The organism is Streptomyces sp. NPDC051133, assembly GCF_040682635.1.
In the GTDB taxonomy this organism is placed as follows: Bacteria; Actinomycetota; Actinomycetes; order Streptomycetales; family Streptomycetaceae; genus Streptomyces.
Window position 1 is genome coordinate 33,476 of record NZ_JBFBBK010000034.1, and the last position, 19,951, is coordinate 53,426.

General features: G+C 72.8%; 15 protein-coding genes. 8 read left to right on the forward strand and 7 right to left on the reverse strand.

Annotation, left to right across the window (positions count from 1 at the left end; genetic code table 11):
- Nucleotides 1-128 precede the first annotated feature (128 nt).
- The 3 genes from AB0N17_RS30230 to AB0N17_RS30240 form a co-directional block, all read right to left on the reverse strand.
- Nucleotides 129-836: an ester cyclase gene (locus AB0N17_RS30230; RefSeq protein ID WP_366014721.1), complete on the reverse strand. Its 708-nt coding sequence runs from the start codon at nucleotides 834-836 to the stop codon at nucleotides 129-131.
- 76 nt (nucleotides 837-912) lie between these two features.
- Nucleotides 913-1,686: an SDR family oxidoreductase gene (locus AB0N17_RS30235; protein WP_366014722.1), complete on the reverse strand. Its 774-nt coding sequence runs from the start codon at nucleotides 1,684-1,686 to the stop codon at nucleotides 913-915.
- Nucleotides 1,687-1,738: 52 nt separating this feature from the next.
- On the reverse strand, nucleotides 1,739-2,407 hold the full coding sequence (locus AB0N17_RS30240) for an MOSC domain-containing protein (protein WP_366014723.1): 669 nt from the start codon (nucleotides 2,405-2,407) through the stop codon (nucleotides 1,739-1,741).
- A gap of 80 nt (nucleotides 2,408-2,487) precedes the next feature.
- Here AB0N17_RS30240 and AB0N17_RS30245 point away from each other — a divergent pair, with 80 nt between their 5' ends.
- Nucleotides 2,488-3,387, forward strand: a complete 900-nt coding sequence (locus tag AB0N17_RS30245; RefSeq protein ID WP_366014724.1) for a LysR family transcriptional regulator — start codon at nucleotides 2,488-2,490, stop codon at nucleotides 3,385-3,387.
- Nucleotides 3,388-3,473: 86 nt separating this feature from the next.
- Here the strand turns inward: AB0N17_RS30245 and AB0N17_RS30250 are convergent, their stop codons facing one another.
- Nucleotides 3,474-3,803: a WhiB family transcriptional regulator gene (locus tag AB0N17_RS30250; RefSeq protein WP_366014726.1), complete on the reverse strand. Its 330-nt coding sequence runs from the start codon at nucleotides 3,801-3,803 to the stop codon at nucleotides 3,474-3,476.
- A gap of 381 nt (nucleotides 3,804-4,184) precedes the next feature.
- On the opposite strand from AB0N17_RS30250, the gene AB0N17_RS30255 reads away from it, so the two are divergent.
- The 4 genes from AB0N17_RS30255 (at nucleotide 4,185) to AB0N17_RS30270 (ending at nucleotide 9,543) form a co-directional block, all read left to right on the forward strand.
- The gene (locus AB0N17_RS30255) at nucleotides 4,185-4,796 is read left to right on the forward strand and encodes a response regulator transcription factor (RefSeq protein ID WP_003948568.1); all 612 of its coding nucleotides are present in this window, start codon (nucleotides 4,185-4,187) and stop codon (nucleotides 4,794-4,796) included.
- Nucleotides 4,797-6,021: 1,225 nt separating this feature from the next.
- Complete coding sequence (locus AB0N17_RS30260) at nucleotides 6,022-6,609, forward strand: sigma-70 family RNA polymerase sigma factor (protein ID WP_100827787.1); 588 nt, start codon at nucleotides 6,022-6,024, stop codon at nucleotides 6,607-6,609.
- Between the two features lie 162 nt (nucleotides 6,610-6,771).
- Nucleotides 6,772-8,280, forward strand: a complete 1,509-nt coding sequence (guaB, locus tag AB0N17_RS30265) for an IMP dehydrogenase (RefSeq protein WP_366014727.1) — start codon at nucleotides 6,772-6,774, stop codon at nucleotides 8,278-8,280.
- Between the two features lie 138 nt (nucleotides 8,281-8,418).
- Nucleotides 8,419-9,543: a GuaB3 family IMP dehydrogenase-related protein gene (locus AB0N17_RS30270; protein WP_366014728.1), complete on the forward strand. Its 1,125-nt coding sequence runs from the start codon at nucleotides 8,419-8,421 to the stop codon at nucleotides 9,541-9,543.
- A gap of 67 nt (nucleotides 9,544-9,610) precedes the next feature.
- Here AB0N17_RS30270 and AB0N17_RS30275 read toward each other — a convergent pair whose 3' ends face one another.
- Complete coding sequence (locus AB0N17_RS30275) at nucleotides 9,611-10,150, reverse strand: hypothetical protein (protein ID WP_366014729.1); 540 nt, start codon at nucleotides 10,148-10,150, stop codon at nucleotides 9,611-9,613.
- Between the two features lie 137 nt (nucleotides 10,151-10,287).
- Nucleotides 10,288-11,496, reverse strand: a complete 1,209-nt coding sequence (locus AB0N17_RS30280) for a nucleotide sugar dehydrogenase (RefSeq protein ID WP_366014730.1) — start codon at nucleotides 11,494-11,496, stop codon at nucleotides 10,288-10,290.
- A gap of 282 nt (nucleotides 11,497-11,778) precedes the next feature.
- Here AB0N17_RS30280 and AB0N17_RS30285 point away from each other — a divergent pair, with 282 nt between their 5' ends.
- Entirely contained in the window at nucleotides 11,779-13,488 is a 1,710-nt protein-coding gene (locus AB0N17_RS30285; protein WP_366014731.1) for a glycerol-3-phosphate dehydrogenase/oxidase, read from the forward strand.
- A gap of 107 nt (nucleotides 13,489-13,595) precedes the next feature.
- Here AB0N17_RS30285 and AB0N17_RS30290 read toward each other — a convergent pair whose 3' ends face one another.
- A complete protein-coding gene (locus AB0N17_RS30290; protein ID WP_366014733.1) occupies nucleotides 13,596-14,651 on the reverse strand; it encodes a serine hydrolase domain-containing protein in 1,056 nt (351 codons plus the stop codon).
- 169 nt (nucleotides 14,652-14,820) lie between these two features.
- Here AB0N17_RS30290 and AB0N17_RS30295 point away from each other — a divergent pair, with 169 nt between their 5' ends.
- Together AB0N17_RS30295 and AB0N17_RS30300 are read left to right on the forward strand one after the other, a co-directional pair.
- Nucleotides 14,821-16,944: a serine/threonine-protein kinase gene (locus tag AB0N17_RS30295; RefSeq protein WP_366014734.1), complete on the forward strand. Its 2,124-nt coding sequence runs from the start codon at nucleotides 14,821-14,823 to the stop codon at nucleotides 16,942-16,944.
- 163 nt (nucleotides 16,945-17,107) lie between these two features.
- Nucleotides 17,108-19,921, forward strand: a complete 2,814-nt coding sequence (locus AB0N17_RS30300; RefSeq protein ID WP_366014735.1) for a protein kinase — start codon at nucleotides 17,108-17,110, stop codon at nucleotides 19,919-19,921.
- Nucleotides 19,922-19,951 lie beyond the last annotated feature (30 nt).

Sequence of the window (19,951 nt, forward strand, 5' to 3'; positions counted from 1 at the left end):
GACCCCCTTACCTGTCCAGCAGGGAGATCGGTGCTTACGCGACCCGCCACGCTCGGCGGGGTCGGCCAGGCCGCAAGATCTCATGATCGCGGCCCCGGGATCAAGGGGCCGGGGGCAATCCGAACCCGTTATTGCTCCAGCTCGTCCAGCGCCCCCAGCTGCTGCATCAGCCCCAGCTGGTCGTGCTGCCACCAGGTCTCGGCGATCTTGCCGTCGGCGCCGAAGCGGAACAGCGTCATCCCGGTCATCGTGACCCGCCGGCCGGTGGGCGGGATCCCCAGGAAGTCGCCCTTGTGCGTGGCGCTCCACGTCCAGCGCGCGCAGGCCCGGTCGTCCTGGGCCAGCACGTCCTCGATCGTGAAGGCGAAGTCGAAGCCGCCCCGCCACATCCGGTACTCGCTGCGCGCGTTGTCCAGGCCGATGGTGTCCTGCGGGTTCACCGGATCGTGGCTGTGAACGTCCTCGTCCAGCAGGTCGTTGAGCGGGGGCAGCTCGCCCGCGGTCGCGAGCGCCTCGAAGAACCGCCGCACGGTGTCCTCGGCCAGCCGCTCGTCCCGCACGACGTCCAGATCGGTGAACGAGGGCATCTCGTCACACAGGGCGACCATCTCCCGGAAGATCTTGTCGGTCTCCGGGAGGTTCGAGTTCCGCATCGCGTCCTCGTACGACGGGAACTCCACCACTTCGACGACGTGCGCCGCGTCCGAGCGGTCCTGGGCGACCAGCGCGTGCGTGGCCGTGCGCCTGCCCTTGGTCCGCCTGACCCAGTCGTCCATGAGCCGGTTCATCTCGTCCAGCCGGCTCGTCCTGCACTCGATGAGCTGTACGAACGTCATGCCACCGCCTCCGGCCCCCCATGGTCCGGTCGTGTCACGCCCATTTTCGCACCGGACCGCCGGCGGCACCCCCCCGTCACTGCGGGCCGTACTTGCGCCCCGTCCTGGAGGAGATCCCGCCCAGCAGCCCGCGCGGGGTCACCTTCACCAGGCCCATCAGCGCCTTGTAGCGCGGGTCGGGGATCGACAGCGTCCTGCCGCGCGCGAGGTCCGCCAGCGCCGCCGCGACCAGCTTGTCGGCGTCCAGCCACATCCAGCCGGGGATGTTGTCCGTGCCCATCCCGGCCCGCTCGTGGAACTCCGTCCGCACGAAGCCGGGGCACAGCGCCATCAGCCGGACCCCGCTGCCCGCCAGGTCCTTGGCCGCGCCCTGGGTGAACTGCACGACCCACGCCTTGGACGCGCCGTAGGTGCCCCGGGGGACGAACGCGGCCACCGAGGCGACGTTGACGACCCCGCCCCGGCCGCGCTCGCGCATCGCCTCCGTCGCCGCCGACGTCAGCCGCAGCACCGCCTCGCAGTGCACCTTGAGCATCTTCAGCTCGTCCGCCATCGGGACTTCCAGATAGCGGCCCTTGTTGCCGAAGCCGGCGTTGTTGATCAGCAGGTCGACCGGGTTCCTCCGGTCGCCGAGCCGGTCGGCCACCGTCTCGATGCCCTTGTCCTCGGACAGGTCGGCGCTCAGCACCTCCACCACGATGCCGTGCCGGTCGTGCAGTTCCGTCGCCTGCTCGCGCAGCCGGCCGGTGTCCCGCGCCACCAGGACCAGGTCATGCCCGTCAGCCGCCAGCCGCCGCGCGAACGCGGCACCGATCCCCGCGGTCGATCCCGTAATCAGAGCCGTTGTCATGACCCAAGGGTAGTGACCCGGACCGACAGCGTCCGCTGCCGGTGACAGCCCCTCACCGGGTCCGGGACGCCTCGTACTTGCGGGCGGCCGCCAGCGTCTCCGCGTGCAGCGCCTCGCCGGCGGCCAGCACCCGGGGCAGCAGCTCCCGCTCCGTGGTGACCGCGCGGAACTGCATCTCCGCCGTCACACCGTGGTCCGGCCGGTGCACGATCTCGATGCCGTCGCCCGGGCGTATCTCGCCCGGTGCGATCACTCGCAGGTAGGCCCCGGTCGCGCCCTTCCGGGTGAACCTCTTCACCCATCCCCGCTCGCCCAGATGGCCCTGGAACGTGCGGCACGGAATCCGCCCCGAGGTCACCTCCAGCACCAGCTCGGGACCGATCCGCCAGCGCTCGCCGATCAGCGCCCGGGAGACCTGGAGGCCGGCCGTCGTGAGGTTCTCCCCGAAGCAGCCGTTGACCAGCGACCGGCCCAGCTCGCGCCCCCACTCGTCGAGGTCCTCGCGCGCGTAGGCGTACACCGCCTGGTCGTCCCCGCCATGATGGCGCAGGTCGCACACCGCGTCCCCGGCCAGTCCGCTGCCGCCGGTCCCCCTGGGGCCCGGAGCCGCCACCCGCACCGGGCCGTCGACCGGCTGCTTGTCGATGCCCGTCACCCCCTGCGGCTGGTCCGTGTACGGCACCGGCCGGGGGAGGCCCAGATTGACCGAGAGAAGCTTCATGACCGCACGGTACGGGAGCGGACCTCAAAGCGTCGAGCGGGTATGGGACGCCTGCCCCAAGGCGGCCTTATGCTCAAGGGGTGATCGAGGCTCGTCATCTCCGCGTCCTGCGCGCCGTCGCCACCACCGGTTCCTTCTCGGCGGCGGGCCGCGAACTGGGCTGCACCCAGCCCGCCGTCAGCCAGCAGATGAAGGCCCTGGAGGCCTCGGTCGGCACCCCGCTGCTGGTCCGCACCGGCCGCGAGATGCGCCTGACCCAGGCCGGGGAGGCCCTGGTCCGGCACGCCTCCGGGATCCTCGCCGGGCTCACCGCGGCCGAGGAGGAGGTCGCCGCCATCGCGGGCCTCAGGGCGGGCCGGGTCCGGCTGGTCTCCTTCCCGAGCGGCAGCTCCACCCTGGTCCCCACCGCCCTGGCCGCCCTGCGCGCCGCCCACCCCGGCACCCGCGTCTCCCTGGAGGAGGCCGAGCCCCCGAAGTCGGTCGCCCTGCTGCGCGAGGGCGACTGCGACCTGGCCCTGGCCTTCCGGTACGAGGGAGCGGCGGTCGCCGAGGACTGGGACGACCTGGTCGTACGGCCCCTGCTGACGGACCGACTGGTGGCCCTGGTGCCCGAGCGGCACCGGCTCGCGCGCGCGGAGGCCGTCGCCATCGGCGAGCTGGCCCGGGAGCCGTGGATCGCGGGCTGTCCGCGCTGCCGCGGCCAGCTGGTGGAGGTGTGCGAGGGAGCCGGCTTCACCCCCCGTATCGACTTCGCGACGGACGACTATCCGGCGGTGGTCGGCCTGGTCGGCGCGGGTCTCGGGGTCGCCGTACTGCCGCAGCTGGCGGTGGAGTCGGTACGGCCGAGGGGGGTGCGCACGGTACGGCTGGAACCGGCGGTACGGCGGGAGATCGTCGCCCTGACCCTGCCCGACCTGGCACAGGTGCCGGCCGTGGCGGCGACGCTGGAGCAGCTGGCCCGGGTGGCCGGGCGGAAGTAGCGGCAGCGGGGGATACGGGGGCACGCGGGCACGAGGCAACGGGCACGCGCGCGCGTGCCCGCCGGTGAGATTGCAGAAACGTTCCTTCAGTGGTTCGGAGCAGTGTTGCCGCTGGTCGTCGACGCCGACACCAGACGGTTCCGTGCCCGTCCCATCAACTCTTCACGCTCGTCCTCGGTCAGGCCGCCCCACACGCCGTACGGCTCGCGCACCGCCAGCGCGTGCGCCGCGCACTCCGCACGGACGGGGCACCTCATGCAGACCTCTTTGGCCGAGTTCTCGCGAGCGCTCCGAGCCGCCCCGCGCTCACCTTCCGGGTGGAAGAAGAGCGAGCTGTCCACCCCGCGGCAGGCAGCCAGCAGCTGCCAGTCCCACAGGTCAGCGTTCGGTCCGGGAAGGCGGGAGAAATCTGCCATTACGTGACCCCTTGTAGCCGTTCTGGGCGGATACGGTGCCAACGACCGTACATCTCCGGTCTAAGGAGATGTAAATATGACTCATTGCGAATCTAGCCCCGAACACCACGAAACGGGAAGAAAAGCAGCTGAATGGGGCATAGGTTGTGATGAAAAGTTGAGGGTCCGGCGGCCATGTCTGCACCGTGTCGACGCCCTCACGTAGAGTGCCGAAGACGGCACGCAGCCCCGTAACTCTTTCGAGTGACCGTCGTTGAGAGTGCGGAGGCGGTTGAAAACAGAAGCGCTCGGGCAGGCGTCCGAGACGGTCGACCGCACAGGTGACGAATCCGTACCAGCCTGGAGGCTCAAGGTGACGCGCATCAGCTGCGGAGGGCGGTCATGACATCCGTCCTCGTCTGCGACGACTCCCCGCTTGCCCGAGAGGCGCTCCGCCGCGCGGTCGCGACCGTGCCCGGTGTCGAGCGCGTGACGACGGCGGCCAACGGCGAGGAAGTCCTCCGCCGCTGGGGCGCCGACCGCTCCGATCTCATCCTGATGGACGTGCGCATGCCCGGACTGGGCGGCGTGGAGACCGTGCGCCGGCTGCTGTCCGCCGACCCGGGCGCGCGCATCATCATGCTCACCGTCGCCGAGGACCTGGACGGCGTGGCCCTCGCGGTCGCCGCCGGTGCCCGGGGGTACCTGCACAAGGACGCCTCCCGCGCGGAGCTGCGCGCCACGGTGACGCAGGCCCTCGCCGACCCGACCTGGCGGCTGGCACCCCGCCGTCTCCGCTCGGCCGAGATGGGCGCCGCGCCCACGCTCACCGCGCGCGAGATCCAGGTCCTGGAGGGCATGAGCCACGGCCGCTCCAACGCCGAGATCGGCCGCGAGCTGTTCCTCTCCGAGGACACCGTGAAGACGCACGCCCGCCGCCTGTTCAAGAAGCTCGGCGCCTCGGACCGGGCCCACGCGGTGGCGCTCGGATTCCGCTGGGGACTGGTCCGGTAGGACGTGCACAGCCCTGCGGGGCAGCAGCCGAGCACCTCTCCCTCGCCACCCGCCCGCCGATCCCGCCGATCCCGACCCCGACGCCCCTTCCGCCCCGATTCCGCATGGACATGGTCCGGCAGGGGCAGGGGCAGGGGCAGGAGCAGAGGCAGGCGTGCGGGGTGGCGGTCGTGGACTCCGATCGTGCCGACGGGGTGTGGCGGGGTGGCGGGGCCGGGCGATGGAGCAGTGGGCGCAGGGAGACCTGCGCCGGATCCTGCGCCGGGAGCCGTGCCGGCGTGTCGCGGCCGGGTGCCGGGTGCCGGGGCCGAGGTGGCGGGCGGAAACGTCGGGGCGCCCGCACGGCCGGGGGTCCCGCGCGCACGCCCGCGCGCCCCGGGGCACCACTCGCCCGCTCCCACCCGTAGGCCGGGCCCGGGACGCCACTCGTTCGGCGCCCACGAGCCCCGGACACCACTCGTTCGGCGCCCGCGCGCCCAGGACGCAGCAGTACGGCCACGGAGCCGATGCACGTGCGCGTACGCCCTCACACGGGACCAGAACCGGTGGGCACGGCCCGTGTCCGGCGGCGGGTGCACGCGGGCGTCGCTCGCGAGGGCGTACGCGTGCGCGTGAGTTCTCGCCGTCCGCCTGGGAGCGCGACCCTCCACCTCGGTCGGCCGGATGTACCGGCGTCTCCCGCCCCCGCCCGGGGGCCGGTGAACGCGGTTCCCGGCGGCGAGGGCGTCTCGGTGCGGCTCCGCCGGCCGCGGGGGCGTGTCGTCGGCACCCAGGGCCGACGACCACGGGATCGCTCGCGAGGAGCGTGCCGACGGTGCCGGACGAGGATTCCGGCCGTCCGCGGAAGCGGTGGCTGCGGTGCTCCCGGGTGATGCCGTCACCCGCGGGGGTGAGACGGTCCGGTCGGCCGGCGGAGCCCAGGTCGGCGCGGTCGGCACGAGCCGGTGCGCACGCGCGCGTGCCGTTCGCGCAGCGGGCGCACGCCGCCGCCGGGCATCGCGGCGGGCGGGGTTCTCGGCGGGGTTCAAGACGGCCCGCCGGACGCGCGCTGCTCGTTTCGGCGCGCATGCCGCATCCTTGAGATGTGGAGTCTCTCGGGGACGAGTCGGTCGAGCGGAAGGGGAGGGCGCAGGGAATGAGTGCCGGCGCACCTGCTCATAACGCTTCGGTGCACAACCACGAGCACAATGCGACGGACCGGACGGCCGCAAGGCACGATGGACCGATGCGCGACGACGAGGCGGGCACGGCCCACGGGGCGTTCGGTGCGCTCGTCCACCGTGCCGTCGACGGCGACGAGCAGGCCACGCACGACCTGCTGGCGCACGTCCACCCGCTGGCACTGCGCTACTGCCGCACCCGGCTGTCCCGGCTGCCGGGCGACGCGCGCCACTTCGTCGAGGACCTCGCCCAGGAGGTCTGCGTCGCGGTCCTGCTCGCCCTGCCGCGCTATCGCGACACCGGGCGCCCTTTCGAGGCGTTCGTCTTCGCCATCGCCTCCCACAAGGTCGCCGACCTGCAGCGCGCCGCCATGCGCCACCCGGGTTCGACGGCGGTGCCCTCCGACGAGATGCCCGAGCGGCCCGACGACTCCCTCGGCCCCGAGGAGCGCGCCCTGCTCAGCAGCGACGCCGAGTGGGCCAAGAAGCTGCTGGCCAACCTGCCGGAGAACCAGCGCGAGCTGCTTCTGCTGCGCATCGCCGTGGGCTTGACCGCGGAGGAGACCGGGCAGATGTTGGGAATGTCACCCGGCGCGGTCCGCGTGGCCCAGCACCGGGCCCTGAGCCGCCTGCGGGCGCTCGCCGAACAGTAACCAGCCTGCGCGGAGCCGTCGTAGCCCTCCGCTGAACAGGTGCGCCCTCGGTTCCGTACGAACATACGAAGCCTGAAGTGACCGCGTACCGTGGAATTTGCTAGCGATGCTTCCCGTTAGCATGGACATCCGCACCGATCAAGGCCATTTGGGGAAGGTGTCATGACTGCCAACGTCGACGGAGTGCCCGGTAAATTCGCGACACTCGGGCTGACCTACGACGACGTGCTGCTGCTGCCGGGCGCGTCGGACATGGCGCCCGACGAGATCGACACCGCCTCGTACGTCTCCAAGAACGTGCGGGTCAACATCCCGCTGCTGTCCGCCGCCATGGACAAGGTGACCGAGTCCCGCATGGCGATCGCGATGGCTCGCCAGGGTGGCGTCGGTGTCCTGCACCGCAACCTGTCCATCGAGGACCAGGCCAACCAGGTCGACCTGGTGAAGCGCTCCGAGTCCGGCATGGTCAGCGACCCCATCACCATCCACCCGGAGGCCACGCTCGCCGAGGCCGACGCGCTGTGCGCCAAGTTCCGCATCAGCGGCGTCCCGGTGACCGACGGCGACAAGAAGCTCCTCGGCATCGTCACCAACCGTGACATGGCCTTCGAGAGCGACCGCAGCCGCCGCGTGCACGAGGTCATGACCCCGATGCCGCTCGTCACCGGCAAGGTCGGCATCTCCGGGCCGGAGGCCATGGAGCTGCTGCGCAAGCACAAGATCGAGAAGCTGCCGCTGGTGGACGAGGGCGGCGTCCTCAAGGGCCTGATCACGGTCAAGGACTTCGTCAAGGCGGAGAAGTACCCGAACGCCGCCAAGGACTCCGACGGCCGCCTGCTGGTCGGTGCCGCGGTCGGCGTGGCCGGTGACGCCTTCGAGCGCGCCCAGGCCCTGATCGAGGCCGGCGTCGACTTCATCGTCGTGGACACCGCCCACGGCCACTCCCGCCTGGTCGGCGACATGATCGCCAAGATCAAGTCGAACTCGTCCGGCGTCGACGTCATCGGCGGCAACGTCGCCACCCGCGACGGCGCCCAGGCCCTGGTCGACGCGGGCGCCGACGGCATCAAGGTCGGTGTCGGCCCCGGCTCCATCTGTACGACCCGCGTGGTCGCCGGCGTCGGCGTCCCGCAGGTCACCGCGATCTACGAGGCCGCGCTCGCCGCCAAGGACGCCGGTGTCCCGGTGATCGGCGACGGCGGTCTGCAGTACTCCGGCGACATCGCCAAGGCCCTGGTCGCGGGCGCCGACACGGTGATGCTCGGCTCGCTGCTCGCCGGCTGCGAGGAATCCCCGGGCGAGCTGCTGTTCATCAACGGCAAGCAGTTCAAGTCGTACCGCGGCATGGGTTCGCTGGGCGCCATGCAGACCCGCGGCGACCGCAAGTCGTTCTCGAAGGACCGCTACTTCCAGGAGGGCGTCGCCTCCGACGAGCAGCTGATCCCCGAGGGCATCGAGGGCCAGGTGCCCTACCGCGGCCCGCTGTCCTCGGTCGTCCACCAGCTGGTCGGCGGCCTGCGCCAGTCGATGTTCTACGTCGGCGGCGGCACCGTGCCGGAGCTGCAGACCAACGGCCGCTTCGTCCGGATCACCTCGGCGGGTCTGAAGGAGAGCCACCCGCACGACATCCAGATGACGGTCGAGGCGCCGAACTACAGCAGCAAGAAGTGACCCACGCGCACGCGTGAAGGGCATGCGAGGGCGGTCCCGGAGCACCCGGGGCCGCCCTTGTCGTACCTGCGGAGGGCTTCTGTCCGACCCGTCGGCGATACTGGAAGACGCTGAAACGCATCAGGGAAAGGCCAAGACGTGACTGAGATCGAGATCGGGCGCGGCAAGCGCGGGCGCAGGGCGTACGCCTTCGACGACATCGCCGTCGTCCCCAGCCGCCGTACGCGGGACCCGAAGGAGGTCTCGATCGCCTGGCAGATCGACGCCTACCGCTTCGAGCTGCCCTTCCTGGCCGCTCCCATGGACTCGGTCGTCTCCCCGGCCACCGCGATCCGCATCGGAGAGCTGGGCGGCCTGGGCGTCCTCAACCTCGAGGGCCTGTGGACGCGGCACGAGGACCCGCAGCCGCTGCTGGACGAGATCGTCGAGCTGCCCGCCGAGCAGGCGACGCGCCGCCTCCAGGAGATCTACGCGGCCCCGATCAAGGAGGAGCTGATCGGTGCCCGCATCAAGGAGGTGCGCGACTCCGGCGTGGTCACGGCGGCGGCGCTCTCCCCGCAGCGCACCGCCCAGTTCTCCAAGGCGGTCGTCGACGCGGGCGTGGACATCTTCGTCATCCGCGGGACGACGGTCTCCGCGGAGCACGTGTCGTCCTCGCACGAGCCGCTGAACCTGAAGCAGTTCATCTACGAGCTGGACGTCCCGGTGATCGTCGGCGGCTGCGCCACCTACACCGCCGCCCTGCACCTGATGCGCACCGGCGCGGCCGGTGTCCTGGTCGGCTTCGGCGGCGGCGCCGCGCACACCACGCGCAACGTGCTGGGCATCCAGGTCCCGATGGCGACCGCCGTCGCGGACGTGGCGGCGGCCCGCCGTGACTACATGGACGAGTCCGGCGGCCGGTACGTGCACGTCATCGCGGACGGCGGCGTGGGCTGGTCCGGCGACCTGCCCAAGGCGATCGCCTGCGGTGCCGACGCGGTGATGATGGGCTCCCCGCTGGCCCGCGCCACGGACGCGCCCGGCAAGGGCCACCACTGGGGCATGGAGGCGGTCAACGAGGAGCTGCCCCGCGGCCAGAAGGTCGACCTGGGCACGGTGGGCACGATCGAGGAGGTCCTCACCGGCCCGTCGCACACCCCCGACGGCTCGATGAACCTGTTCGGCGCCCTGCGCCGCGCGATGGCCACGACCGGCTACAGCGAGCTGAAGGAGTTCCAGCGGGTCGAGGTGACGGTGGCGGACAGCCAGCACCGCCGCTGACCCCACGGCACGCGAAGGGCCCGGCCACCGTCAGCGGTGGGCGGGCCCTTTCGGTTGTGTGCGTGCCTTACGCGGCGGCCTTCTTGGCGCCCGAGAACGCCGCGAACGCGGCGATGGCGAAGAAGAGGAACGTCAGCGGGTCGGCGTCCTTCTTCCAGACTTCCTGGACCACGTCGAGGTGCTGGAAGAACAGCTCGTTGAAGCTGACGGGCAGCTGCTTGGTGATGATCATGGCCTCGCCGACCAGCTGGCCGAGGTAGACCGAGCCGAGCGCGAGGACGGCGCTGATCACGGGGAGGGCGGGGTTGCGGCCGCCCGCCTTGCCGGCCGCGAGGCCGACGACGAAGCCGACACCGACGGCCGCGTAGCCGATCTCGTGCTTGGTGGCGCCGATGATGAGGCCGTAGAGCCCGGCGACGACCACGGCGGCGACGACCGCGGCGACGAGGCCGAGGGCGACGTTGTTCTTCACCGGCGCGGGCGGCGCCGCCGGCGGGGCGAAGGCACCCGGCTGCGGCGGGTACGGCGCCCCGGCCGGCGGCTGCTGGGCGTACGGGTTGCCGTCGACCGGCTCGGACTGCGGTGGTGGCGGAGCTGACTGGCTCATGACAGGAATCCCCCCGTGCTGTGGCGCAACTGGAATAAGGAAAAGGAGACGTACGCGCACGTGTGTGCGGCAAGTCCGAGGGAGACTAACAGCCGGGGACGACAATGCCCCCGGCCGTTTTCCGTTCGTGACCGCCCTCAGAGCCGGTGCGCGGCCCCCGTGGGCGTCGCCCCCCGCGTGTCCAGCAGCAACTGGGCTTTCACCGACAGCCCTTGGAGGTCGTACGTGCGGTGCTGCTGGAGCAGGATCGTCAGATCGGCGTCGGCGGCGGCCTCGTAGAGGGAGTCCGCGCGCGGGACCGGGCGGTCCTGGACGCTCCAGGCGGCCACGTAGGGGTCGTGGTAGCTCACCGAGGCGCCCAGCCCCATCAGCCGTGTGGCGACCTCGTTCGCGGGCGTGGCCTGCTGGTCGGCGACGTCGGCCTTGTAGGTGACGCCGAGCAGCAGCACGCGCGCGCCACGGGCGGACTTGCCGTGCTCGTTGAGGAGCGTGGCGGCGCGCTGCACGACGTAGCGGGGCATCCGGTTGTTGACCTGCTGGGCCAGTTCCACCATGCGCAGGCTGCGGGTGGCGTGCCCGGTGAGGTCCTGCGGGACGCCGTGACCGCCGACGCCCGGGCCCGGCCGGAACGCCTGGAAGCCGAACGGCTTCGTCTCCGCGCACCGGATGACGTCCCACAGGTCCACGCCCAACTCGTGGCAGAGGACGGCCATCTCGTTGACCAGCGCGATGTTGACGTGCCGGAAGTTGGTCTCCAGCAGCTGCACGGTCTCCGCCTCGCGCAGCCCACGCGCGCGTACCACCTTGTCGGTGAGCCTGCCGTAGAACGCGGCGGCCGACTCGGTGCAGGCCGGGGTGAGGCCGCCGATCACCTTGGGCGTGCCGGCGGGGGCGTGGCCGCGGTTGCCGGGGTCGACCCGGCTGGGGGAGTAGGCGAGGTGGAAGTCGCGTCCGGCGCGCAGCCCCGAGCCCTCCTCCAGCAGGGGGCGCAGGAACTCCTCCGTCGTCCCGGGCAGCACCGGCGACTCCAGGATGACCGTGGTGTGCGGGCGCAGCCGCTCGGCGAGCGTGCGGGCCGCCGCCTCCACCTGGCCGAGGTCGAGCCCGCCGTCTGCGCCGCGCGGGGTCGGCGCGCAGATCACGGCCGTGCGCACCCGGCCGAGCTGGGCCGGATCAGTGCCGGGACGGAAGCCCGCCGCGTGCATCCGGCGAAGCTCGGCGGGGCTGAGCGAGCCCACCTCGGGGCCGGTGGCGTAGCCGACGGTGGGGATGCCTGCGGCGACGGCGGCCTGGGCGACCGGCAAGCCGAAGGGGCCGAGTCCGATGACGGCGAGGTCTGCGGGCATGGCGTGGGCCGTCCTTACCAGTAGCCGAAGCGGGACAGATGCGCAACCGCTGTGAACAGCATGTACGAGCGCACTGTCACACTAGGAGTAAATATGACCGTTATGTGGGATTGTGTTCGTGTGTCTTCCGGTGGTTGTGAGCGTGTTGTCCACAGGGTGGGAGGCCTGTTGTGGCTGAAGTCGGGCAACCCCGTCAGAATTTGGGCATGAGGAGGGGATGAACCGGGCTTCGCCCACCGGGTGTGGCCGACGCGAGCGAGTCTGCGACAGCGGGAGGCAGCGGTGAGGACAGCGACTCTGGGGCCGGCGCAGCGCGCCGAGGCACTGGCGGCGATGGCGGAGCGCGAGCTGGACGTGCTGGTGGTGGGCGGCGGCGTCGTCGGCGCGGGCACCGCACTGGACGCGGTCACGCGCGGCCTGTCCACCGGTCTGGTCGAGGCCCGCGACTGGGCGTCCGGCACCTCGAGCCGGTCCAGCAAACTGGTCCACGGCGGTCTGCGCTATCTGGAGATGCTCGACTTCGCCCTGGTCCGCGAGGCCCTCAAGGAGCGTGGTCTGCTCCTGGAGCGGCTCGCCCCGCACCTGGTCAAACCGGTGCCGTTCCTCTATCCGCTGCAGCACAAGGGCTGGGAGCGGCTGTACGCGGGCTCCGGCGTCGCGCTCTACGACGCGATGTCCATGGCCCGCGGCCACGGCCGGGGCCTGCCCATACACCGGCACCTGACCCGCCGTCACGCCCTGCGCGTCGCCCCCTGTCTGAAGAAGGACGCGCTGGTCGGCGCCCTGCAGTACTACGACGCGCAGATGGACGACGCCCGCTTCGTCGCCACCCTGGTGCGCACGGCGGCGTCCTACGGCGCGAAGGTGGCCAACCGCGCGCGCGTGACCGGGTTCCTGCGCGAGGGTGAGCGGGTCGTCGGTGCCCGGGTGCGGGACGTGGAGGGCGGCGGGGAGTACGAGATCCGCGCCAAGCAGGTCGTCAACGCGACCGGCGTGTGGACCGACGACACCCAGGCCATGGTGGGCGAGCGCGGCCAGTTCCACGTCCGCGCCTCCAAGGGCATCCACCTGGTCGTGCCCAAGGACCGCATCCACTCCACCACCGGCCTGATCCTGCGCACCGAGAAGTCGGTCCTGTTCGTCATCCCCTGGGGCCGGCACTGGATCATCGGCACCACCGACACCGACTGGGACCTCGACAAGGCCCACCCGGCCGCGTCCAGCGCCGACATCGACTACCTGCTGGAGCACGTGAACTCGGTGCTCGCGGTGCCGCTCGGCCGCGACGACGTCCAGGGCGTGTACGCCGGTCTGCGTCCGCTGCTCGCCGGGGAGTCCGACGCCACCAGCAAGCTGTCCCGCGAGCACACGGTCGCCCACCCGGCGCCCGGCCTGGTCGTGATCGCGGGCGGCAAGTACACCACGTACCGGGTGATGGCCAAGGACGCCGTCGACGAGGCCGTGCACGGCCTGGACATGCGTGTCGCCGACTGCGTGACGGAGGAGACCCCGCTGCTCGGTGCGGAGGGCTACCAGGCGCTGTGGAACGCGCGAGCGCGGATCGCGGCCCGCACCGGACTGCACGTGGTCCGCGTCGAACACCTGCTGAACCGGTACGGCTCGATGGCCGAGGAGATCCTCGACCTCATCGCCGCCGACCCCGCCCTGGGCGAGCCGCTGCAGGCCGCCGACGACTATCTGCGGGCCGAGGTGGTGTACGCGGCGTCGCACGAGGGCGCCCGGCACCTGGACGACGTCCTCACCCGCCGCACCCGTATCTCCATCGAGACGTTCGACCGGGGCACCCGCAGCGCCCGGGAGGCGGCCGAGTTGATGGCCCCGGTCCTCGGCTGGGACAAGGACCAGATCGAGCGCGAGGTCGAGCACTACGAGAAGCGGGTGGAGGCCGAGCGGGAGTCCCAGCGCCAGCCGGACGACCTGACGGCGGACGCGGCCCGGCTCGGGGCACCGGACATCGTGCCGCTCACCTGACCGGACGGCTCACCCGGTCCCTCGGCCCGTCCTCACGAGGCCCCGCACCCGGTCTTTCACTCGAACGGGTGTAGTCAACCGGGATCTTCGTTCGGAATCCGCTCGTTCTACCAGATGCGAGGGCAGAACTCGGCGTCGAGCAGGGCCGGTTCGAGGCGGGGGTCTGTGATCGCGTCCGTGTTCACCCGGAAGGTGAGGACACGGCGGCCGTCGGCGGTGGCTGCGCTGCGCACGTAGCTCCCGGATATCCGGCCGTTGTGCCCCCACACCGTGGTGCCGCACGGAAGCTTCACCGGAAACAGCCCCATGCCGTACGAGCCGTGTGCGGCACGGGTGGCGAGCATCTCGCGCAGCCGGCGCGGGGGCAGCAGCCGGCCGTCCAGCAGCGCCGCGTAGAAGCGGTCGAGGTCGGCCAGCGTGGTCACCAGCTCACCCGCCGCGCCGGCCACGCGCGGGTCGAGCTCGGTGACGTCGGAGCCGTCGGCCGCGAAGGCCCGGCCGTGCGGCGAGGGCAGTGCGGTGCGGGATTCAGGGAAGGAGGTACCGGTCAGACCCAGCGGAGCGATGATGCGGCGCTCGGCCTCGGCCGCGTAGGGGCGACCGGTGACCTGCCGGACGACCATGCCGAGCACGACGTAGTTGGTGCTGGAGTACGCGAAGTGGTCCGGGCGGGCCGGAGGGAGGGCGAGAGCGATGCGTACCGCCTGAGGCGGGGTCAGGGGCAAGGTGCCGTGGGTGGCTTCGGTGAAGTCGGCCAGTCCGCTGGTGTGGGTCAGCAGGGCGCACAGGGTGATGCGCCGGCCGTCGGTGCCGTGCCCTCGGAGGAGGCCCGGCAGGTGCTGTTCCACGGTGTCGGACAGCGACAGCCGGTGCTCCGAAGCCAGTTGGAGCACGACCGTGGCGACGAACGTCTTGGTGATGCTTCCGGCGCGGAAGCGGTCGGTACGGCCGATGTCCGGGCCGGCCGCCGCGTAGCGCGCGTGTGTCCCGTCCCGGGCCAGCAGGGCCGCGGCGGGTGCGCCGCCCTCGGTGACGAGCAGCGGCAGCACGGCGTCGACGGCCTCCGCGGGGGAGGTCTCCACCGGGGCGTTCTGCGCGGCGGCCGGGGCGAGCGCCAGCACCAGGGACGCCGGTATGGCCAGCAGTGTCCGAAGCGTCGGCATCCCGGTTCCTCCCTTCACGCGGCCATCATCCCGGTAACCGGAACGGCTGCTTCAGCCGGGTTCCCGGTGCGCGGCGGGCGGACCGCGGGCAGGGGCACCCTGGGCGTCGGCCACTTGTCGGGTGAGAGACAATGGAGGCTCTGTCAGGGCGGGTTGTATGAGGGGACGCATGTCGGAGGCGGAGCGGGCGGGCTCATCTCGTCAGGAGACTCGTCGGGACAAGAGCGAGCGGCGTCTCCTCGCCGGGCGGTACCGGCTGGGAGACGTGCTGGGCCGGGGCGGCATGGGCACGGTCTGGCGTGCCGAGGACGAGACCCTGGGCCGGACGGTCGCCGTCAAGGAGCTGCGGTTCCCGTCGAACATCGACGAGGAGGAGAAGCGGCGCCTGATCACGCGCACCCTGCGCGAGGCCAAGGCGATCGCCCGGATCCGCAACAACAGCGCGGTGACGGTCTTCGACGTGGTCGACGAGGACGACCGGCCCTGGATCGTCATGGAGCTGGTGGAGGGCAAGTCCCTCGCCGAGGTCATCCGTGAGGACGGCCTGCTGAAGCCGAAGCGCGCCGCCGAGGTGGGGCTCGCGGTCCTCGACGTGCTGCGTTCCGCGCACCGGGAGGGCATCCTGCACCGGGACGTGAAGCCGTCCAACGTGCTGATCGCCGAGGACGGCCGGGTCGTGCTCACCGACTTCGGCATCGCGCAGGTGGAGGGCGACCCGTCCATCACCTCCACGGGCATGCTCGTCGGCGCTCCCTCCTACATCTCCCCGGAGCGCGCCCGCGGACACAAGCCGGGTCCGGCGGCCGACCTGTGGTCGCTCGGCGGGCTGCTGTACGCGGCGGTCGAGGGATTGCCGCCCTACGACAAGGGTTCGGCGATCGCCACGCTCACCGCGGTGATGACCGAGCCGCTGGAGGAGCCGAAGAACGCGGGCCCGCTCCGGGACGTCATCTACGGCCTGCTCACCAAGGACCCGGCCAAGCGGCTCGACGACGCCGGGGCGCGGGCCATGCTCGACGCGGTGATCCACGCGCCCGAGCCGGAGCCGATGGACGCCACCCGGGTGGTTCCGCTGCCGGCACAGCCCGGCTCGCCCGAGGGCAAGCGGGGCGAGGAGGCCGCGGAGAAGCTGCGCGGAGCCCTGCGGTCGGTCCGCAAGGCCGCGGGAGCGGCCACTGCCGCGGCCACTGCCGCAGCCTCCGCGCGGGCGAAGGGCGGCAGCGACACGGCCGCCGCGCCCGAAACCGGCGGTGCGCCGGGCGGGACCGGTGCGGCGCGTGCGGGCGGTGCGGCGCGTCCGGGCGGTGCCGGCGGTCCGGGCGGTGCAGTCTCGGGCGGGGCGCGGCCCGGCTCGTCGTCGCCCTCCTCCGGGAGGCCGGGTGCCGGGTCGGCCGGCCGGCCGGTGGCCCCGGGTGCCTCCGGCGCTCCCGGGACGCCGAACTCCGGCACGGCCAAGCCGAGTTCCGGCTGGCCCGTGGTGCCGCCGCCGGACCTGGACCTGCCGACGCGGCCGGTGCCGAGAGCGCCGCTGACCGATGTGGTGCCCAGGCGCACGCTGGTGATCATCGCCGTGGTGATCGTCCTCGCGGTGCTGGGCACCGTGCTGGCCCTCACGCTCGGCGGCGACGGCAAGGACGACAAGGGCAGCGGCCGTACCAAGGCCGTGGTCAGCGCGAGTGCGTCCACCAAGCAGGACAAGGGCGGCTCGGGCAGCCCGGACAACGGGTCGCGCACGGACGGGGCGAGCCAGGCGTCCGCGAGCACCGGGTCGGCGTCGGACGACGCCGCCGGCACCGGCGCGAGCCCGTCCGCCGGTGACTCCTCCACCGGCTCGTCCGGCTCGAAGGACGGCGGGAGCGCGCCGGTGGTGTCGACCCACAAGGGAGGGCAGGGCTACTCGATCGGGCTGCCCGAGGGGTGGTCGTACAAGTCCACAGGCAGCGCCGGTGACCGCTACACCGGGCCGGACGGGCAGAGGCTGCTCGTCGGCTGGACCGGTTCACCCAAGGACGACCCGGTGGCGGACTGGAAGAACCAGGAGCGCTCCATGGTGCGTTCCCAGTACCAGAGGATCCGCATCGAGAAGGTGGGCTACCGCGGCTGGAACACCGCCGACTGGGAGTTCACCTACGACGACGGCGGCACCAAGTACCGCACCATCGACCGGGGGTTCGTGGTGAACGACCACCTCGGTTACGGACTGATGTACTCCGCGAAGGCCGAGAACTGGGACAGCGACCTGCGCACGGACACCTGGAAGACGCTCACCGGGTCCTTCCGGCCCAAGTCGTAGGCGCCCGGCGCCGGTTTGCGGCGGGAGAATCCGTCATCCACTCCGTGTGGGTTGCCTCCGGCACGTATCGTGAATGGTTGCGGACCGTACGCAGCCGGATGCGTGTGCGAAACGGGTCGTGAGGCGAACGGATGTGACCGACCGGGCGGCCGGGGGAGGCAAAGTGGACGACTACGCGGGTCGGGTGCTCGCCGACCGCTACCGCCTGCCGCTGCCGCCCTCCGAGGAGTACGAGCTCACCGAGTCCCGCGCCTTCGACACCTACAGCGGCCAGGAGGTGCTGGTCCGTCAGGTGCCGCTGCCGGAGGTCGTCGAGGCCGAGGTGCTCGACGCGGACGGACTGCCCGACGGCTTCACCGCGCGTGAGCGCGGGGCTCGTCCGGCGCCCGCCGCCCGGACCGCCACCCGGCGGCCCACCGACCCGGCGGTGCGGCGCGCCGTCGAGGCCGCGCAGGCCGCGGCCCGCATCCCCGACCACCCCCGTCTGGACCAGGTCTTCGACGTCTTCGCCGAGGGCGGGTCGCTGTGGATCGTCAGCGAGCTGGTGGCCGCGCGCCCGTTGTCCGCGATGCTCGCCGAGCAGCCGCTGTCGCCGTACCGGGCGGCCGAGGTCGCCTCCGACGTGCTCATGGCGCTGCGGGTGCTGCACGCACACGGCTGGGTGCACCGCAACATCACCGCCCGCACGGTGCTCGTCTGCGACGACGGCCGAGTGATGCTGACCGGCCTCGCGGTCGGCGCCGCGGAGGAGGCGCTCTGCGGATACGACCCGGTGCCGGCGCAGGACGATGCCGGCCGGCCGGGGACGCCGCAGATGAGCGAGGAGGCCGGCACCGGCGCGAGCCCGGGTGGACTCCCGGGCTCTTCCGGTTCTGGTTCCGGCGCCGGGTCCGGCTCCGGTGCCGTTGGCGTTGGCGGGCCTGAGGGTGGAGGAGGGGTTCCCTCCGCCGATGTCGATCCCGAGGCCGCGCGCCGGGCCGCGATCCAGGCGAGGGCGGCCGGAGGGCTGCCGGTGCCGGGGGCGAACGGGGCGTCCGGCGGGCCCGGAGCGCCCGCGCCCGGACCGGCGGGCCACCGGGCCCTGGAGAGCGGCGCGGACGTCCGTGCCGCCCGGGCCGGGGCGATCGCCGCGTACCGCGCGGGCGCCCGCGCGGCCGCCCGGGTGCAGGAGGCCCAGCAGAGCGGGCGCGCCGCGCTGCCCGGGGCCCGTCCGCCCGCCGAGGACGACACCGGTGCCGAGCGGGCCGAGGGCGCGGCGCAGCCGCCGTACCCCGCGGGGCCGGGCACCGTGCCGCCGCCCGGCCGGACAGCCGACCCCTACGGCGTGCACGGCGCGCCCTGGCACGGCGCCGGACCGCGCCCCGGAGCAGCGGGCACGCCGCCGGCCCGTGGCGCCGGCCTGTCTCCCGCCCTGGACGGCCCCGAGCGGCGCCCAGGGCTGCCGCCGGGCGCCGACGACCGCGCCGCCGGCGCCACCCGCCCTGGCCTCGACCCCGCCCCCGGAGCCGCTCACGGCGGCGACCGGGCGGCTCACCTCAACGGCCGTACCACCGGCCACCCCACCGGCCAACCCACCGGTCACCCCTTCGGCCGGCCCACCGGTGATCCCGTTCCCCAGCCCGCCTCCCACCCCGCCTCCCGTCCGGTCCTCCCCTCGCAGTCCGGCTCGCACGGCCGTTGGGACGAGCCCGGTCCCGGAAGTGCCGCGCGCCGGGGGCCCGGTACCGCGCTGGCCGCCGAGCGGGCCCGGCAGGTGCGGATGACCGTCGTGGGGCCGGCGACCGAGCGGTGGGCGCCCGAGCAGGCCGGGCCGGTGCACGAGAACTGGCAGCTGGCGGCCCCGATCGGCCCGGCGACCGACCTGTGGGCGCTGGGCGCGCTGCTGTTCCGGGCCGTGCAGGGGCATGCGCCGTACCCGGAGGAGTCCACGGCCGAGCTGGTGCAGCTGGTGTGTGCGGAGCCGCCCGCGTTCGCGGAGGAGTGCGGGCCGCTCAGGCCGGTGGTGGAGTCGCTGCTGCGCCAGGACCCCACCGAGCGGCCGGACGTCGAGGAGCTGAGCGGCTGGCTGCGCTCGCTGGTGCGGTCCGCGCCCGAGCCGGACGCCGGCGTCCATGTGGTGCCCGTGCCGCCCGCCGACCCGAGCCGGCTGCCCATCGTCCGGCGGCGCGGTGAGCTGGTGCGGCGGCGGCGCGCCGGACTGCCCGCGGCCCATCCGCACGGCCGGCACAAGCGGGCGCGGGAGGAGGGCGGTTCGCCGCGCAGCCTCGGCCGGACCCTGCTCCTGCTGATCCTGCTCCTGCTGGCCGGCGCGATCGCGTACGCGCTGCTGTTCATGCCGAAGCAGGGCGAGAACGGGGCCTCGGGCAGCGACCGTACCGGCAGCGCGGGCCAGGCGGACCCCGCGCCCGCGCGGAGCGGCCGGCCGCCCTCCGGGCAGCCCTCCTCCGGGCAGAGCGCGCCCGAGGGCGGCGCCTCCGCCTCCGCGCCCGCCACCGAGACGCAGACCGGCGGCGACCCTGCCGTCGGCGACGGATTCACCCTGCGCAAGGACCCGGAGGGCTTCCAGGTCGCCGTCGCCAAGGGCTGGGACCGCACCCCGAAGAACGGCAGCGGCCAGGTGGTGTACGCGCACGGGAACTTCGAGCTGATCGTCGTCCCCGGACGGGACAGCGCCTCCACGTACGGTGGCGACCCCATGGCCTACCAGCGGGACAAGGAGAGCGAACTGCAGCCGTACCGGAACTCCAGCTGGGCCACGGCGACCGGGCTGAGAACCATCGAGGTGGGCGGACGGACCATGGCGGAGGGCCAGTTCACCTGGACCGACGGACAGGGGCGCGACCTGTTCGTGCGGAACATGGCGATCCTGCTGAACGGCCGCTACCACATCGTCCAGGTGCGGGGCCCCGACGCTCAGCGGGACGAGGTGACACGCCTCTACGAGCAGGCTACGGCGACGTACCGCTACACGCGTTGAGCGCCCCGTACACGGGCCGGGGCGACAACC